The organism is Gemmobacter sp. 24YEA27, from assembly GCF_030052995.1.
GTDB lineage: Bacteria > Pseudomonadota > Alphaproteobacteria > Rhodobacterales > Rhodobacteraceae > Pseudogemmobacter.
Window position 1 is genome coordinate 117,198 of record NZ_JASJPW010000004.1, and the last position, 15,529, is coordinate 132,726.

General features: G+C 61.5%; 18 protein-coding genes and 1 pseudogene. 2 read left to right on the forward strand and 17 right to left on the reverse strand.

Going from position 1 to position 15,529, the window contains the following annotated elements:
• Positions 1-32 precede the first annotated feature (32 nt).
• From QNO18_RS21760 to QNO18_RS21815, 12 genes are all read right to left on the reverse strand, one after another.
• Positions 33-1,076, reverse strand: a complete 1,044-nt coding sequence (locus QNO18_RS21760; protein ID WP_283179591.1) for an ABC transporter permease — start codon at positions 1,074-1,076, stop codon at positions 33-35.
• Positions 1,073-1,768, reverse strand: coding sequence for an ATP-binding cassette domain-containing protein (locus tag QNO18_RS21765; RefSeq protein WP_283179592.1), 696 nt, complete (start codon positions 1,766-1,768; stop codon positions 1,073-1,075). Before QNO18_RS21765 ends, QNO18_RS21760 begins: the two co-directional genes overlap by 4 nt.
• A gap of 23 nt (positions 1,769-1,791) precedes the next feature.
• Positions 1,792-2,337, reverse strand: coding sequence for an ATP-binding cassette domain-containing protein (locus tag QNO18_RS21770; RefSeq protein WP_283179593.1), 546 nt, complete (start codon positions 2,335-2,337; stop codon positions 1,792-1,794).
• Positions 2,334-2,588 (reverse strand): ATP-binding cassette domain-containing protein, encoded by a 255-nt coding sequence (locus QNO18_RS21775; protein WP_283179594.1) that lies wholly within the window; start codon positions 2,586-2,588, stop codon positions 2,334-2,336. Before QNO18_RS21775 ends, QNO18_RS21770 begins: the two co-directional genes overlap by 4 nt.
• A 65-nt stretch (positions 2,589-2,653) precedes the next feature.
• A complete protein-coding gene (locus QNO18_RS21780; RefSeq protein WP_283179595.1) occupies positions 2,654-2,815 on the reverse strand; it encodes a hypothetical protein in 162 nt (53 codons plus the stop codon).
• A gap of 100 nt (positions 2,816-2,915) precedes the next feature.
• Positions 2,916-3,083: a hypothetical protein gene (locus tag QNO18_RS21785; protein WP_283179596.1), complete on the reverse strand. Its 168-nt coding sequence runs from the start codon at positions 3,081-3,083 to the stop codon at positions 2,916-2,918.
• A 195-nt stretch (positions 3,084-3,278) separates the two neighbouring features.
• Positions 3,279-3,548: a substrate-binding domain-containing protein gene (locus tag QNO18_RS21790; RefSeq protein WP_283179597.1), complete on the reverse strand. Its 270-nt coding sequence runs from the start codon at positions 3,546-3,548 to the stop codon at positions 3,279-3,281.
• 168 nt (positions 3,549-3,716) lie between these two features.
• Positions 3,717-5,111 carry an FGGY family carbohydrate kinase gene (locus QNO18_RS21795; RefSeq protein WP_283179598.1) on the reverse strand — a complete coding sequence of 465 codons (1,395 nt, stop codon included), beginning with the start codon at positions 5,109-5,111 and terminating at the stop codon, positions 3,717-3,719.
• Positions 5,111-6,217, reverse strand: coding sequence for a M20/M25/M40 family metallo-hydrolase (locus QNO18_RS21800; RefSeq protein ID WP_283179599.1), 1,107 nt, complete (start codon positions 6,215-6,217; stop codon positions 5,111-5,113). Before QNO18_RS21800 ends, QNO18_RS21795 begins: the two co-directional genes overlap by 1 nt.
• Entirely contained in the window at positions 6,214-6,987 is a 774-nt protein-coding gene (locus tag QNO18_RS21805) for an ABC transporter permease (RefSeq protein ID WP_283179600.1), read from the reverse strand. The genes QNO18_RS21800 and QNO18_RS21805 overlap by 4 nt, the downstream gene beginning before the upstream one ends.
• Positions 6,969-7,193, reverse strand: a complete 225-nt coding sequence (locus tag QNO18_RS21810; RefSeq protein ID WP_283179601.1) for a hypothetical protein — start codon at positions 7,191-7,193, stop codon at positions 6,969-6,971. Before QNO18_RS21810 ends, QNO18_RS21805 begins: the two co-directional genes overlap by 19 nt.
• A 30-nt stretch (positions 7,194-7,223) precedes the next feature.
• Positions 7,224-7,448 (reverse strand): hypothetical protein, encoded by a 225-nt coding sequence (locus QNO18_RS21815; RefSeq protein WP_283179602.1) that lies wholly within the window; start codon positions 7,446-7,448, stop codon positions 7,224-7,226.
• Between the two features lie 642 nt (positions 7,449-8,090).
• Here QNO18_RS21815 and QNO18_RS21820 point away from each other — a divergent pair.
• Positions 8,091-9,038: pseudogene (locus tag QNO18_RS21820) on the forward strand (IS481 family transposase).
• 557 nt (positions 9,039-9,595) lie between these two features.
• Here QNO18_RS21820 and QNO18_RS21825 read toward each other — a convergent pair.
• A complete protein-coding gene (locus QNO18_RS21825; protein ID WP_283179603.1) occupies positions 9,596-10,093 on the reverse strand; it encodes a ferritin-like domain-containing protein in 498 nt (165 codons plus the stop codon).
• 263 nt (positions 10,094-10,356) lie between these two features.
• Here QNO18_RS21825 and QNO18_RS21830 point away from each other — a divergent pair, with 263 nt between their 5' ends.
• On the forward strand, positions 10,357-10,671 hold the full coding sequence (locus tag QNO18_RS21830) for a hypothetical protein (RefSeq protein WP_283179604.1): 315 nt from the start codon (positions 10,357-10,359) through the stop codon (positions 10,669-10,671).
• Between the two features lie 341 nt (positions 10,672-11,012).
• Here QNO18_RS21830 and QNO18_RS21835 read toward each other — a convergent pair whose 3' ends face one another.
• The 4 genes from QNO18_RS21835 to QNO18_RS21850 form a co-directional block, all read right to left on the reverse strand.
• Complete coding sequence (locus tag QNO18_RS21835) at positions 11,013-11,546, reverse strand: superoxide dismutase family protein (RefSeq protein WP_283179605.1); 534 nt, start codon at positions 11,544-11,546, stop codon at positions 11,013-11,015.
• A 61-nt stretch (positions 11,547-11,607) separates the two neighbouring features.
• Positions 11,608-12,993 carry a cytochrome c gene (locus tag QNO18_RS21840; RefSeq protein WP_283179606.1) on the reverse strand — a complete coding sequence of 462 codons (1,386 nt, stop codon included), beginning with the start codon at positions 12,991-12,993 and terminating at the stop codon, positions 11,608-11,610.
• Between the two features lie 11 nt (positions 12,994-13,004).
• Entirely contained in the window at positions 13,005-14,774 is a 1,770-nt protein-coding gene (locus QNO18_RS21845; RefSeq protein ID WP_283179607.1) for a GMC family oxidoreductase, read from the reverse strand.
• 3 nt (positions 14,775-14,777) lie between these two features.
• Complete coding sequence (locus QNO18_RS21850) at positions 14,778-15,521, reverse strand: gluconate 2-dehydrogenase subunit 3 family protein (protein WP_283179608.1); 744 nt, start codon at positions 15,519-15,521, stop codon at positions 14,778-14,780.
• Positions 15,522-15,529 lie beyond the last annotated feature (8 nt).

Consider the following 15,529-nt stretch of genomic DNA (forward strand, 5'->3'; position numbering starts at 1 on the left):
CTCCCGGGGTCTGTGGTTCTGGTTTTTCTGCGTCACGCCCGGCTGCGGATGCTGCGCGCCTGCCAGCGCTCCATCGCGATGGGCAGTGCTGTTCCGATGATGATCAGAGCGCCGACCACCACTTTCTGCCAATAGGACGGCACACCCACCATCAGAAGGCTGGTATTGATCATGGTGATGACCAGAACACCCAGCATCGTACCGACCACCGTGCCGTAGCCGCCCGTGATCCGCGCGCCACCTAACACGACAGCTGCGATGACATTCAGTTCCTGCCCGACCAGATCGAAAGGGTTCGCCATACGGGCCAGCGTCATATGGGTTATCCCGGCAATCCCGGCAATTGCCCCTGCCATCACGAAGACAGCAACCTTGACCCCCGCCACATTGATCCCAAGCCGCCGCGCGCCTTCCTCTGAACCGCCGATCGCATAGACCTTGCGGCCAAATATTGTGAATCGCAGAATAAGCCCGACCAGAACTGAGACAGCTGCGAGGGCCCAGAAGGCCTTTGGCAGCGAGACCATCTGGCCCATCTCATTCTCGATCCGCACAATATTCGAGCGTGCAAAGCTGACCACTTCGCGCGGCATATTGGTGACATAGACTGTGCCAAGGAAGGTCAGAAGCGCACCGCGGATCAGGCTCATGGTGCCCAGCGTCACAATCAGCGTGTTCAGCCCGAACCCGCCAACCAGAGTTCCGTTTATCAGGCCGAGCAGAGCCCCGATCAGCGCCCCCATCGCAAACCAGGCCCAGATCGACAGGCCGGGATCAATGGCCATGATAAGTTTTGCGGTTGCATACATCGCAAAGGCACCGATGGCCGTGCACGAGACGTCAATCCCCCCGGCGCAGAGCACCAGCATCACCCCGATGGCGAAAATTCCGGTCACCAGCCCGTTGCGGGTGATGTCGATCAGCGTGGCTGCGGAAAAAAAGGCCGGGTTCAGGGCGCCCAGAAACAGCGCCAGAGCCAGCGCCATTGCCATGACCACCCCTTGGGGTGAGCGCAGGGTTCGGGTCAGAATGCCTGTCATATTGCCCATCAGTTTTCCTGCCGGATCAGCGGTCATGCGGCGCTCTCTCCTTGCGGATGATCGGCGGTGACGGCCGCATAGATTTCGTCTTCAGTGACGGATTCAGCGTCGAAAGTGGCGGTCAGACGGCCCCCGGTCATGACCCTGATACGGTCGGACAGCGCCATTGCCTCGTAAATGTCATCGGTGACCACCAGAACCGCACAGCCCTGACGCGAAAGCGCCAGCACCAGTTCATGGATGGCCCGTTTCGAGCCGACATCGACGCCGACGGTTGGCCCGTTCAGGATCAATAGCTTCGGGTCGGTTTCCATCCAGCGTGCCAGAACCACCTTCTGCGCATTGCCGCCCGAAAGGGTCGAAATATTCGGTCCCGGCCCGGGCGCGCGGACCGAGAGGCGCCGGATCGCATTGCTTGTGCGGGCTGCCATGGATCTGAGGCTGAGGAACGGGCCGCGCAGGTCACGCTCCATGGTTGCCACGCCGAAATTATCCCGGATCGGCTGGTCGGCGAACAGGGCCTCGGTCAGCCGGTCTTCGGGAACATAGGCGATACCGCGCGCCATGGCATCTTGCGCGGAGCGCAGGCGGATCACCCCGGATGCGTCCTCAATCGTGCCACTGTCGGGCTGCAACAGGCCAAACAGCGACAGGGCCAGCGGCGTGCGCCCCGAGCCGAGCAGGCCAACAATCGATGTGATCTCGCCAGGATGCAGATCAAGATCCACACCCTCATAATCGCCCCGACGCGTCAGACCGCGCAGCCGCAGAACCGGCGCCGCTGCAGCGACCGGGCTCCGCGCCAGGCGCTGGCTGTCGATGGGCGCCCCGACATCGCTTCGACAAGGCCGGCTGGCCGGAATGCCGTAATTGGCCCCGCGACAACCGCCTTGCCGTCGCGCAGCACCGTGACCGTATCGCAGACCGCGAAAACCTCTTCGATCTTGTGAGACACGAAAAGAAAGGCAACGCCATCGGCCTTCAGCTGGCGCACGATCCCGAACAGCTGCGCCACCTCGGCCCGGGTCAGGGCGGTGGTCGGCTCGTCCATCACGATGATGCGCGCTTCGTTTGCCAGGGCGCGGGCAATGGCCACGACCTGTTTTTCGGCCACGGGAATTTCCTCCAGCACCCGGTCAGGATCAAGGCTGACCCCCATCCGCGCCAGGACCTCCAGCGCCAGAGCCCTGCTACGGCGCGCCGAATAGACCCTTGCCCCCGACGAAAGCGCTGACAGGAAAGAGATGTTTTCATGGACTGTCAGATTGGGCAGCAGCGAAAAATCCTGCCAGATCACCGAAAGGCCATCGCAATCGCCGCGCGCGCGCCTTTTGGTGCGCGCTTGCCGTCGAACAACACCTCGCCCGCATCGGCGGCAATGACCCCCGAGAGGATCTTGATCAGGGTTGATTTGCCCGACCCGTTCTCGCCGGCAAGACAGCGCACCTCACCCGGCCAGAGCGTGAAGCCGACCCCTTCCAGCACCGGGATTGGCCCATAGGCCTTGGCAAGGTTTCGCAGGTCCAGCAGGGGAACGGGTGAGGGCATGGAAATATCCCGAAGGGCAGAGCGCGCGCCCTGCCCGGACCAAACCGGGCAGGGCCTGAAACGGATCAGAAGTTGTAATCGCCCATATTCGCCGAGGTCACATCTTCCCAGGCCTGGCCATAGATCACATGGCCATCGACCTTGACGTCATTATAGCCGGGGATCCCCAGGTCATCGCCGGTTTTGACCGCCTGCCCCTCGATCGCCATGACCGCCAGCTTGTTCATCGCCTCGCCGGCCTTGGCGGATCCCAGAATGAAATCATGCTGATGGTGCCCGCCTCGAGATAGGGGCCGCGAGACCGACACCAGCGAGGTGCCGACAATGTCACCTTGCCTTCAAGCCCGGCTTCCTCAACTGCGAGGGCGGCGCCAACCACATCCTCACCGGCGACCCCTGGATGCCCTTGAGGTTCGGATAGGTGCGCAGCAGTTCCTTGGTTTTGGCATAAGCGGTCTGCTGCTGTTCGTTCGATTCCACCTTGCCGCCAACCATTCATTATGGGTTTTCATTATGCGGTCAGATGGCGACAAAAACGGCATATTCGCCTTCCTCGCCCATACCTTCGCCGCGCCTTCATCAGATGCTCGCCATAAGCGCCATTGTCGAAGGCCTCGATATCCCAGGTGACATTCTGCAGCGAGGAAGCCTCATGGCCGATCACCTTGATCCCGGCATCAAGCGCCTTTTTCAGGACAGGCTCCAGCGCCTCGGCGAATTCGGCACCACGGTGATTGCGTCAACGCCGCGCGCGATCAGATCCTCGATCATCTGAACCTGCAACGCGGCATCGGCCGAAACCGGGCCAATCGTGGTGGCATTATGGCCGGAGGCTTCTTTGAAGCCGGCCACGCCCTCGGCCATGCGGTTGAACCAGGCGATGCCTTCCAGCTTCACCACGGTCACGATCTCATAGCTTTTGGTTTCGGCCAGCCGGGCCTGCGAGGCATGTCGCGCCAAGCGCCAGTGCCAGAGCGCCTTTGCGGATGGAAAAACTCATGTCGTCCTCCTCTGTTTTGTTTATTTTTCAGTTATTGCCACCGGCCAGCAGCGGCCGGGTGCTGTGGTAAAGGCTTTGGAAACGCGCTGCCCCCTCTTGGTAAAGCTGTGCCAGATCAGGATCTGGTGTCAGCGCGCGCGCGCTCGGGTTCCAGCGCGTGATATCGCGGGGAGCGACCATGCCGACCCCGACCGCCGCGAGAAAGGCATCGCCATAAGCCGCACCGGTCGAGCGGGCGCGGATCGTCTGCTGCCGTCCCGTGATATCCGAGATCCCCTGCGCCCAGATCGAATTGCGGGTGCCGCCCCCACCGCAATCACCTCGGTGATGCGCGCACCTGCCGCCTTATAGGTATCGAGGATCTGGGCGATGCCATAGCCAACCCCTTCCAGCAGGGCCCGATAGAGATCACCGCGCTGATGTGAGAGGTCGAGGCCGAAAATAACCCCTTTCGCCGCTGCATCATGGATCGGAGTACGCTCTCCCGAGAAATAGGGCAGCATCACCAGGCCCCGCGCGCCGGGAGGTGAGGCTGCCGCCTCGGCGCTGAGCAACTCAAAAACCTCTGTCTCGGGCAAATCGCGGGCGAACTGGCTGACAAACCAGCGTGTGAGCGTGCCCGCAGTGGCGGTTCCCGACATCAGCGCGTGCTGGCCCGGGAAAAGCCAGGGCGCATACCAGAGGTGCGGGTCCGCAATTCTTTCGCCGGTCACAAGGATCAGGAACATTGACGACCCATACATGAGCATCATCTGACCGGAATCCTGCACGCCCACAGAAACCGCCTCGGCGGCGGCGTCGATTGTTCCCGCGATCACCGGCGTGCCTTCGGCAAGGCCCGTCAGCCTCGCGGCCCCTGAAGAGATATATCCGGCGATATCGGTGGCCCAGGTCAGTGCGGGCAAAAGCGCGGCCGGCGCGATCAGATCATCGTAATCACGCGTCCAGGACTGGCTTTCGATGTCGTAATAGGGGTGATAGCTGGAGGCGGAATAATGGTCGATCACCACTTTCCCCGTCAGCCGGAACACGAGCCAGGTGGTCGAATTCATGATGTATTTCGTGCGCGCGAAAATCTCGGGCCGGTTGCGTTTCAGCCAGAGCATCTTGGGCCCGACGGATTGCGAGGTCAGACCATTGCCGGTGCGCCGCAACAGCGTTTCGACGCCGATTTCCGCTGTCAGCTCTGCGATCTCCCGGCTGGCGCGGGTGTCGACGCCGTAAAGCACGCCATTCATCAGCGCCTGGCCTGCCGCATCGACCGGCAGCATGCAGGGTCCGATCCCCGAGAGGCCGACCGCGGCAATCTCTTTCGGATCAATGCCACTTTTTGCCAGCAACTCCCGCGTCAGCGTGACAAAGCCCTGCCACCAGTCGGCCTCGGCATCATGTTCGGCATAGCCCGGCTCGGGGATCTGCATGTCATGGCGACGCGCAGCCTCGGCCATGACCCGCCCTGTCTCATCGACAAGGCATCCTTTCGCCTCATAGGTGCCGATATCAATGCCGAGCGTATAGCGCATCAGGTCACCAGATCACGGTCGAGACTGAAATCACCTGCCATGCGCGCAATGGCCGCACTGACCAGCCGGGTCAGTTGTGCAAGGTCACGCAAGTCGCACAATTCCAGCGAAGTATGGGTGTAGCGACAGGGAAAACACATATCGATACAGGCGACGCCGGTGCCGACCAGCTGCACATAAGAGCTGTCGGTAAGAGCGCCGGTATGGGCGGTGCGCTGCAGGGGGATACCTTCGGCGGCGGCGGTCTCATCCATCAGTTTCGGAAGCGCCGGATGGGGGATAGTGCCATTCAGCGTGCCCCGCCCGTGAAAGGAATACAGCGCCATTGCCGGGCCACCGCCCAGGATGACCTCGCCGCGGCTGGTCATGTCCGGCGTGTCTGAGTTCAACGCGAGGTCAATCTGAATCGCCACATCGGGCCGCAGCCCCTGGGCTGCCACCATCGCGCCACGGAGGTTGAATTCTTCCAGCACGGCAAAGACGAAATGCACCGTCGGGCGCTGAGCAGCCGGCAGTTCCGCCAGGACCGCCGCCGCCGCCATCACCACCGCGCAGCCTGCGCGATCGTCAATCCAGGTGCCCGCTACGCGGTGCTCGTTCAGATGCACAACCCGGGGCGTATACACCACCGGCGTGCCGATCCGGATCCCGAGCGCTTCGACAGCACTCGCGCTTTCGGCGCCGATATCAATGAAAAGATCCGCATAGGGCGTGACCTTGTACTTCTCATCAGCCGGGGTCGCGTGGTGCGATTTATTGGCGATGATGCCATGCACATCGCGCCCCTCACCCACGCAGAACGTGACCAGCTGCGCCGGAAGCGCTTTCTCGGGAATACCGCCAAGCCGCTCGATGCGGATCAGCCCGTTCGCTTCAATTTTACGAGTCACGAAACCAAGGCTGTCCATATGGGTAAACAGCATCACCGAAGGTGCGGTGTCGGCACCCGGCAGCGTACAGATCAGATTGCCCAGCATATCGACCGAGACCTGCAATGGCAGATGCGCAAGCTGCCCGGTGATATGGCGCCGGACCCGATCCTCATGCCCGGCGAGGCCCGGGATCAGCATCAGCGCTTCGAGTGACTGGCGAAGAGAGTCGATCATATCCGTTTGTTCCGCATGAAAAGAGGGCCGAGGCCCAGATTGCCGGCCATCCAGCGCCCCAGCATCACCGCAACCAGCAGGCCGCCGTAGAAGAGGTCGCGCGAATAGGCGCTGAAGGCCATAAAGTTCAGACCGCTTGAGATCAGCTGCAATGTCAGCACCGCCAGCACCACTCCGATCACGGTGCCACGGCCGCCATTGGGATCCACCCCGGCCAGCACATTGATCAGGATCACAAGCAGCAGATAAGAGCTGCCGTAATCGGGATTGGCCGAGCTGACCCGCGCCAGCACAACCAGCCCGGCCAGAGCCGCGATACCGCCGCAGATTGCATAGGTCCGCACAAGGGTTGTCGTCTCGGAAATGCCGGCAAAGCTGGCGGCAGTTGCATTGGCACCGTAAAGCCTGCCACGCAGTCCAAGCCGCGTCCGCGCCAGCACAAGTCCCAGCACCAGCGCCACGCTTGCGAAGATGACCAGCGGCAGCGGCAGGATCCCGAAGACAGACCATGTCCCCAAAGCGGCATACCAAGCCGGCAGCCCCGTCAGCGACGGGCCGCCCGTTATGACGATAGCGATGCCGCCAAACAGCTGCATGGTGCCCAGTGTTGCAAGGATCGCGGGCAGCCTGAGCCATGAGATCAGGAGCCCGTTGACCGCACCGCAGCACAGCCCCGCGAGGATCGTTACCGGAATCGCGACTGACGCCGCAACACCGCCTTCACGCAGCAAGACCGCGCAGATCACCGCGCTCAGATTGGCGACTGCCACGACAGAAAGGTCGATCCCCCGGCAACCATCGCGGGCAGAATTGCCAGTGCCAGCAGCCCGAATTCCGGGAACTGGAACCCCATCGACGAGAGATTGTTGAAGGAAAGATAGCCCGGCGCCGCCAGTGACAACGCGACGAAAATCCCGACCGCCAGCGCTGCGAGGCCGTAAAGATAGCTGGTTGTCGTATCGCGTCTTACGTCCATCGTCTCTCCCCGGTACGGTCTGCCCGAACGTCAGCCCAGGCTGGCTCTCACAATCCTCATGAACTCCTTTTCACGGTCCGGATCGACGGCATTGACATCTGCGGCCTGCAAAGCCTCCGGATCGCAGGCAACCGAGTTGACGATCTCCTTTATCACCGCGGCCTCATCATAAAGCCGGGTCCCCGGCAAAGGGTTCAGCTGGACCATGGCAGTCACCTGTTTCGTGCCGGGAAACAATTCTGCGAAGTTTGACATAGCTGCCCTCATGGCAATCTGAACATGCCGCGAAAATTGCGCCCCGGGCAAACCTGCCCTGCCTCTCTCTCGATGATAATCCCCCTGCAACCCTGTCTGCGGGTCTGGAGAAAAGGCTAATGGATGGCCTCGACAAGCGTCAACAGGATTCGAACACAATCGAAAAAGAATTCTGTGCGGACACCTGTAACTATCAGAGATTTTCGGTGAATTCTGCCGGGACCCTCATAGCAATCTGCATAAAAGTCTTCATATATTAATGATTTTGCTTAGGAAAATGATTTATGGACGAAGTCGCGACAGCCGGGAGGCCTCCTGCAACCATCAAACATTATCGAACATATCAAACAAAGTGCCCCGTCCGATAAGTCTGAAATTCCACCGGACCCTGCGCCTATGCCCTGGTCAGAGGTTGTGAATGTGATGAACAAACGGAGACACCGTGGGCCAGCGCCACCGGGGGAGGTCGCAGGCCATGCTTTGCCCCTGAACTGCGGTGGCATGGTCCCGGGCGCGCCACGCACCGAAAGACCCGGCCCGTCGCAACGATCATTCGAAGCGATCTGTTTGGCTCGATCAGAGTTAGCTGTTTGATCCAGGGTTTGATGGTTAGATCCTTTCTTTAGAATGCAAGGATGCCCTATGGGACAAATTGGTCACGGAAGCGCCAGGACCACGCACGTCATCCGAGCATCTATACAGCGATCGGAAGCTTCGAGCGCGGCGCTGAGCCGCGAATTGGGCATCAACCCAAAGACTGTTGCGAAGTAGCGGAAGCGTCAGATGGTCGAGGACATGAAGACTGGACGAAAGAACCTCGTTTAACGGTGCCAGGCGGGACGAGGAAGCATTGGTCGTGGCGTTCAGGCGGCATAACTGCGACCCTTAGACGACTGCCCCTATGCCCTGCACCCGTCTCTTCCGCATTTGACACGCTCGGCCTTGCATCGTTGTCTTCAACGCTATGGGATATCGCGCCTGCCGGAAGTGGATGGCAACAAACCAAAACGGCAGCGCTTCAAACGCTCCCCCATCGGCGACTTCCACGCGGATATTGCCGGGGTGCAGACCGCCGAAGGCAAACTCTGTCTCTTTGTCGCAATTGACAGAACCAGTAAGTTTACCTTCGTTCGCCTCGTCCAGAAGGCAGGAAAGATGGCTTCGGCCCAGTTTCTGCGGGACCTGATCGCAGCCGTGCCATATCGGATCCACACGGTATTGACCGCCAATGGCGTGCAGTTCGCAAATCGAAGCATCGATACCAGCGCCTTAGAGCACATTTTCGGGCGCGTTTGCCGCGAACACAGCATCGATCACCGGCTGACTAAGGTGAAACACCCATAGACCAACGGCCAAGCCGAACGGATGAACCGCACGATCAGGGAGGCCACCGTGAAGCGCTTCCACTACGACAGCCACGACCAGCTTCGCACACACCTCACCGACTTCATAGCAGCTTACAACTTCGCCCGCAGGCTCAAGATCCTCAACGGCCTCATCCCATGAGAATACATCTGCAAGATCCGGACATCAGAGCCTCACAGATTCATCCTGAGCCCGATCTACCAGATGCCAGGACTGAACACCTAAGGTCCGGCGCCAGCACCGCGGCGTTTCAGAACCTGTGCCGAGAAATGCGACGACCAACTTCATGAGGGTCGCCGCAATCCGCAAGCCAGGCTCCCGGTGACGCTCCCGGTGTCTGGTCGATGCAAGGGATCTGCTTTGTGAGACACACCTCACCTGTTGAACCCGGACGCCCGACGGCGGCGTGCCTGGCCGTATGTCAGGCGTTATCCGTCAGGGTTAGGTATCGTCTTTGGATTCCTCGGCCCTGACTTGCCATCGCCCTGCCCCTCAGGCTCCGAGCGCTCATCCTCCATATCCGCCGGATATGTCTCATCATCCAGGACAGAGGGTTTGGCAGCGCCCTGGGGCACTTCGCCTTTATAGCGTGTTTTGACAGGCATCTTCGATCCTCTCATCAGTGGTCGGTCTTATCTGAACACGTGGCCCCTGTGGTTTCCCGCCTCGTGATGTCCAGGCGGATTCTGTCCTGCTCGCCGCTGTCCTGCGCGGGCTGGCCATGCGCAATGCGCGGCCAGCCCGCTACGTCCTGCCGCCGGGAGCAAGCGACCGGACGTATCTCAGGCCGCTGCGAGGGCGGCCTGGTTGACCGAACCATCCGCAAGCTCTGTCAGCGTGCTGTCAGTGGCTTCTTCTTCGGAAAGGGTGGTTTGCAGGATTTTTGCAATCTCACCCTGCCCCATCAGTTTCGCCCAGTTCCTGAGCGTACCGTAGCGGGCCATTTCGTAATGCTCGACCGCCTGCGCAGAGGCGACCAGACCGGCATCCAGCGCAGGGGAACCTTTGAAGCTCTCGATCACCTCTTCGCCCTCATCAAGGATCCCCTCAATGGCCGGGCAGGTCTTTCCGCGCGCGGGTTTCCCCAGAATATCGAACACCTGCTGGAGCCGCTCAACATGGATCTGGGTTTCGTCATGGTGCTTTTCAAAAGCCGCTCCCAGCTCTGACGACTGTGCCGCCCGCGCCATTTTCGGCAAGGCTTTCAGGATTTTGCGCTCGGCGTAGTAGACGTCTTTCAGAAGGTCGAGGAACAAATCGTCAAGTGTTTTCGCTTTCATCAGTCTCACTCCTGTGCGCGATAACCTTTGCGGGGTGCTCGGGTTCAGATGCAGGAACCACTGCGGCGGCAGTTTGTTCCGGCGATGTGCGATCTTCACCGCCCGCGACGATCACCCCATAGTGCCGCCCCGCCCGCGCTGCGTTTCAGCCGGCCCGGCGGGCATCAGGTGAATCAAGGGGCCTTACAGCCAATTTCCTCAGCTCGGGAACATCACCGCCCGGCGCGGGTTTGTAACGGGACCTGCACAGAAAGGAGAGCACCATGTCTGCGCCGAATACCAACCTCGAAAAGCAGCGAAAGCGTCACTGGGCCCCTCTGCTGGGGATCGCAGCCGCCGCCCTGTTTGGCGTCCTGCTGATTGTCTACTGGATCGGAGAAGAGGTCGTGGAAGCCGATCCGGATGCGCCCGCCGGTCTTGATGCCGGAACCGTCAACGAACCCGCGCAGTCCACCATTCCTGCCCAGGTGATCGAGCCCGGGGCTCAGCCCGGAGCGTCCGGGGGCTCGGCAACACCGCCCACCACCCGCGAAAGCCCGCCGGTGCCCAATGCGCCGCAGGAGCTGACACCCGAGTAGACGAGGCCCGGATATTTGCCGGACGCTTTGGCGAGGCCAGACTTGCATTCGCAACAAGCGGGGCCCTGAGGTCAAACCGTTTGCGGTCGGATTTCTGGAAGGGGCTCCGCCGGTTTTCCCGCCTGTCCAGCCCCTGCAGGACGGTGGGAAACATCGACAGATCGTAGTTTCGCAAAGCCCGGCGGCCCGCCTTGAAGCGGGCCGCTCCAGTTTTTCGTCATGCCTGTGCAGAAGAAGGGGCCGCCGGTCAGGCCCCCTTGTCGCGAGACATTTCGCTCATCGTCAGCGTTATGTCTTTCGACGCGGTTTCGGCTCCGCTGTCGCGCGTGCCAACCACTGCCCTATTCGATAACCGCACAAGCCAGGCGGTCGCCCGCATTTCCGGTCGGCTGGCTGCGGTGGTCATCGGCACCGGCATGGGCCATCAAAGCACGGCCCATGACCGAATTGTCCCCCGCGCCAAGCCTTACATTCGGATTGAGCACCTGAACGCGGGCGAAGCCGTCTGCATCGGTGCGGATGTTCGGCATGTCCCCGGCATGGGGCCCGGTTGTCGAGAGCACGCCATGTTCCACATTGGCCGGATTGAAATGGCCACCTGCGGATTCATGCCCGGTATGGGGATCGCAACTGCCCGTCTCATGGACATGAAAGCCGAGCCAGGATTTGGCGGGAAGCGCACCCAGTTCCAGATCGATCAGCACACCGGCGCGGGTCTCGGTGAGGGTGGCGGTGCCGGTCTCGGCGCCTTCGGTGTCGACAAAGGTGACCCTGGCTTCCTGAGGCGTTTCTGATTGCGTGGTCGCCTCCTCGGCCAGCGCAGTGAGCGGCAGCATGAGAACGGCACTGAGAAGGGTGACGTGCACAGGTTTCATTGGTTTTTCCTCCATTAATGACGAAAGAAACCCGCAGCTTCCGGGGATGTTCCGGTCCGGATCAGTCCGAGACGGCGGCATTGTCCCGGCGCGCCACAGGTTGCTCATTCGCGCGGATATCTGCCACTTCAGCGGCCGTGACCGGCAGGGCATCATTCCCCCAGGCCTCGCGCAGAAAGCTCGCAAGCGCGGCGATTTCGCTGTCGCTCAGGCGGGCCTCATAGCCCTGCATCACCAGTGGCATCGGGCGCTGCACGGTCCCTGCGACCTCTGCGCCATGCAAAATGATCGAGACCAGCGGTGTGATTTCATCCGAAAGTACAAGCGTATTGCCCTGAAGCGCGGGGAAGATCTCAGGCGAGCCGCGCCCGGTGACAAAGTGGCATTGCGCGCAATTGTCCATGTAAATCCTGGCACCAGGCGGCATATCCGGCGCGGCTTCGGTCAGCATCTCTGCCGTGGCGCGGCCTTGGTCATCCGCCTCAGGAGCGGGCAGCGAGAGCGGTCCCTGAGGCACCGCAGCCGCGGGCGGGTCATGCGGCTGGCCGTCCAGCGCCTTCAGAAAACGCGCCATGGCGATGATGTCGGCATCGGTCAGATATTGCAGTGAATGCTCGACCACGAGCCCCATCTCGCCATTGGCAGTCGAGGCGAAGTTGCGACCGGTGGCGAGGAAAGCTGTCAGCTCCGGGATCGGCCAGTCGCGGGTCACACTTCCCGGCCCCCGCAGGGCGGGCGCTTCCTGTCCGTCGATGTAGCCGCCGGTCAGGAAGGCGCGTTCATCGGCGGTGATCCCGTCCTGGCCCATATAGACGGTGCGCGGGCTGTGGCAGGCCGCGCAATGGCCAGGGCCTTCGACCAGATACTGACCGCGATCGAGCACCGGATCGCCCATGATCCCATTGAACCTGCTGTCATGGGTCAGGATCAGCCAGTTCAGCGCGCGAATGCCCCAACGCTGGCTGAAGGGGAAAGGCAGATCGGGTTCGGGCACATCATTGCGGACCGGCTGCACCTCTTCCATGAAATAAGCGTATAGCGCGCGAATGTCGCGCTCGGTCAGCAGGCGGTAATTCTCATAAGGCATGGCCGGATAAAGATGGCTGCCATCGGCGCTTAGCCCGTCGACCATGGCTGCGCGAAACTGATCAAGGGTCCAGTCGCCGATGCCGGTTTCCGGGTCCGGGGTGATATTCGCGGTATAGATCGTGCCGAGCGGGCTGTGGATCGGCCGCCCGCCTGCGAAATCAGCGCCACCCTCGGAGGTATGGCAGGCCATGCAATCGCCCGCCCTCATGGCATATTCGCCAGCGCCGGGTTCAGGGGTCCAGCTGACGGGTAAGACCTCGGAGGCGGGCGTGCGGCTGACCGGGATCCAGATCAGGGCCACGATGGAAAGAGCTACGACCAATATCAGCGCCGGGAAGAGGCGAAGGACGGTTTTCATCTCATCCCCCCTCAGATCAGCGGACCGGGATTGCGCAGATACTGGCGCCGGATCGCATCCGCTGCCCAATAGGTCAGTCCGCCGACAAGACCGGTCGGGTTGTATTGAGTGTTCTGAACAAAAGCCCCCGCGCCGGTCACAAAGACATTATGCTTGTCCCAGGCCTGGAGATAGCGGTTCAGCGGGCCGCCCTCGGGCGTCTCTGACAGGATCGCGCCGCCTGTGTTATGGGTGGTCTGATAGGGCCGCACATCATAACGGCTGTCGAAATCCTTGTAGCTGGATTTCATCAGGTCGGGCTGCATTGAGCGCGCCAGATCCTCGATCTTCTGCTGCAAAAAGGCATTCAGCCGCAGCTCATTGGGGTGCCAGTCAAAGGTGATCCGCATAAGCGGGCGGCCGTGGCGATCTTTGTAGGTCGGATCCAGATCGCAGTAATGGCCGCGGTAAGACATGACCGAGCCGTGAAGCGAGATGCTCATCTCATGGCCGTACCATTCGGCAATCGCCGATTTCCAGCCGCCCCCCCATTCGGGCGTATCCTCGGGCAAAGGCATCGAGCGGATCGGCTGGCCATTGGTCTGGGCGGAAGAGATATAGGCGCCGCCGATGAACCCCTCGGCCCCGAAATCAATCGCATTCATGCCGAAATCATCAATGCACATGCCATTGATGCCGGCCCCGACAAAGGGGTTGAAATGCTCGTCTTTGAAGAACATCGAGGTCGAGCCGGTGATCTGATAGCCGTAATTCCTGCCTGTCACACCTTCGCCCGTGGCCGGGTCATAGGGCTGGCCGATGCCCGAGATCAGCATCAGCCTGACATTTTCGATCTGATAGGCGGCGAGGATGACGATATCGGCGGGCTGGAACACCTCTTCGCCGCTGTCCTCGTCAAAATATGTCACGCCGGTAGCGGTCTGGCCGTCAGGAGCCATCTCGACCCGCAAGACCTCGGCCCCGGTGCGGTAGCTGAAATTCGGCTTGCGGAAGAGCGCGGCGAGGATCGTCGTCTGAGGTGATGATTTCGAGTATTGGTAACAGCCGTAGCGCTCACAAAAGCCGCAAAAATTGCAGGCCCCCATCTGCATCCCGTATTCGTTGACATATGAGGTGGAGGCATTGCCGCCGGGGCGCGGAAACGGGTGGTAGCCCATGGCACGCGCGGCCTCGGCGAATTTCGCGCCATTATATGTCTCGGGCAAAGCCGGCATCGGATAGTCGCGCGACCGCCAGCCCTCGAACGGATTGCCGCCTTCGCGGATCTCGCCATTCACATTGCCGGCGTTCCCGGAAATACCTGCCACATATTCGAAACGATCAAAAAACGGCTCCAGCTCGTCATAGGTGACGGGGTAGTCGCCAATGGTCATATCCTCGGGGATGATCCCCTCGCCCCAGCGATCAGCGACATAGCTGCGTAACCCCAACTCGACCGGCTGCGGCCGCCAGTTCTGACCGTTCCAGTGCACGCCCGCACCGCCGACCCCGTTGCCGAGCAGGAACGACCCCCATTTGCGCATCGGCAGCGCGGTCTCATTCAGGTCGCGGCGGATGGTGATGGTGGATTGCGAGGGGCGCTGCATCATCTTGTGACGCTCGCCCTGCGCCAGCTCGTCGATCATCCCGGGATATTTCATTTCCGGCACGGTTCGCCGGTCGGGGCCGCGCTCCAGCGCCACAATCTCCAACCCCTCCTCGGCCAGTTCCATCCCCATGATTGCGCCCGTCCAGCCAAGGCCGACAATCACCACATCCTTTTTCGGATTCTGCCTCGCCATAGCTCAGGCCCTCTCGCCCGAGATCGAAACCGGGCCGAGCGGATAGGGGATATTGTGCCGCCCCACCCATTCCTTGAAATGCGCCCGCGCGCCCGGAAAGCCGATATGGACCCAGGCCGCCATGCCGTGATTGCCGCCATGGATCGGGTCCGCGAAATAGCCCTCTTTGGTATTGGCCAGCAGGATCTCGAAGAAATCGCGCAGCTCTGGCGGCAGGGAAACCTCACCCTCCTCCAGCGCGGTCAGCGCCGCGTCCTGATCCTCTGCCGCGAGGGCAGAGAACGCCGCGCCGTGGCGGGCCTCGCACCAGGCATCAAAGAGCGGGATCGCCGCGCGGTAGATTGCAGCCGGGGCGAGAGGCGATTGCCAGCCCAGTTCCGGCGGCGCGTCGGGCTGATGCGGCCCGTCCATATACCAGTCGGTCGCCGCGCCAAAATCACCCGCCAGTTCCCGGTCGATAAAGACCGGCACCCGCGCTTCGATCGCACCCGGACCATCCCCCTCCGACGGAATCAGCCGGGCTACGGCGGCCAGAACGAACACCCATTCGGCCGCATCGAAAAAGCGGCGCGGATGATCTTCAAGCGGCGGCAGATCCTGCGCCGCGACTGCCCCCGCGGGCCAGAGCCCGGTTGCGGCCAGACTGGCGGCAGAGACCCTGAGGAACTGGCGCCGGTCTGGATGGTGGTCGGGATGGCTGGGGGTATGTCCGGTGCGGATCAGCGGGCTTTGCGGTGGGGCGGTCATGTCGTTTC

Coding starts and splice junctions, on each gene's coding strand:
- QNO18_RS21835 (WP_283179605.1), bottom strand. CDS start 11,546: ATGAAACCTGTGCACGTCACCCTTCTCAGTGCCGTTCTCATGCTGCCG.
- QNO18_RS21760 (WP_283179591.1), bottom strand. CDS start 1,076: ATGACCGCTGATCCGGCAGGAAAACTGATGGGCAATATGACAGGCATT.
- QNO18_RS21785 (WP_283179596.1), bottom strand. CDS start 3,083: ATGGTTGGCGGCAAGGTGGAATCGAACGAACAGCAGCAGACCGCTTAT.
- QNO18_RS21810 (WP_283179601.1), bottom strand. CDS start 7,193: ATGGACGTAAGACGCGATACGACAACCAGCTATCTTTACGGCCTCGCA.
- QNO18_RS21780 (WP_283179595.1), bottom strand. CDS start 2,815: ATGAACAAGCTGGCGGTCATGGCGATCGAGGGGCAGGCGGTCAAAACC.
- QNO18_RS21795 (WP_283179598.1), bottom strand. CDS start 5,111: ATGCGCTATACGCTCGGCATTGATATCGGCACCTATGAGGCGAAAGGA.
- QNO18_RS21800 (WP_283179599.1), bottom strand. CDS start 6,217: ATGATCGACTCTCTTCGCCAGTCACTCGAAGCGCTGATGCTGATCCCG.
- QNO18_RS21825 (WP_283179603.1), bottom strand. CDS start 10,093: ATGAAAGCGAAAACACTTGACGATTTGTTCCTCGACCTTCTGAAAGAC.
- QNO18_RS21840 (WP_283179606.1), bottom strand. CDS start 12,993: ATGAAAACCGTCCTTCGCCTCTTCCCGGCGCTGATATTGGTCGTAGCT.
- QNO18_RS21815 (WP_283179602.1), bottom strand. CDS start 7,448: ATGTCAAACTTCGCAGAATTGTTTCCCGGCACGAAACAGGTGACTGCC.
- QNO18_RS21850 (WP_283179608.1), bottom strand. CDS start 15,521: ATGACCGCCCCACCGCAAAGCCCGCTGATCCGCACCGGACATACCCCC.
- QNO18_RS21830 (WP_283179604.1), top strand. CDS start 10,357: ATGTCTGCGCCGAATACCAACCTCGAAAAGCAGCGAAAGCGTCACTGG.
- QNO18_RS21845 (WP_283179607.1), bottom strand. CDS start 14,774: ATGGCGAGGCAGAATCCGAAAAAGGATGTGGTGATTGTCGGCCTTGGC.
- QNO18_RS21775 (WP_283179594.1), bottom strand. CDS start 2,588: ATGCCCTCACCCGTTCCCCTGCTGGACCTGCGAAACCTTGCCAAGGCC.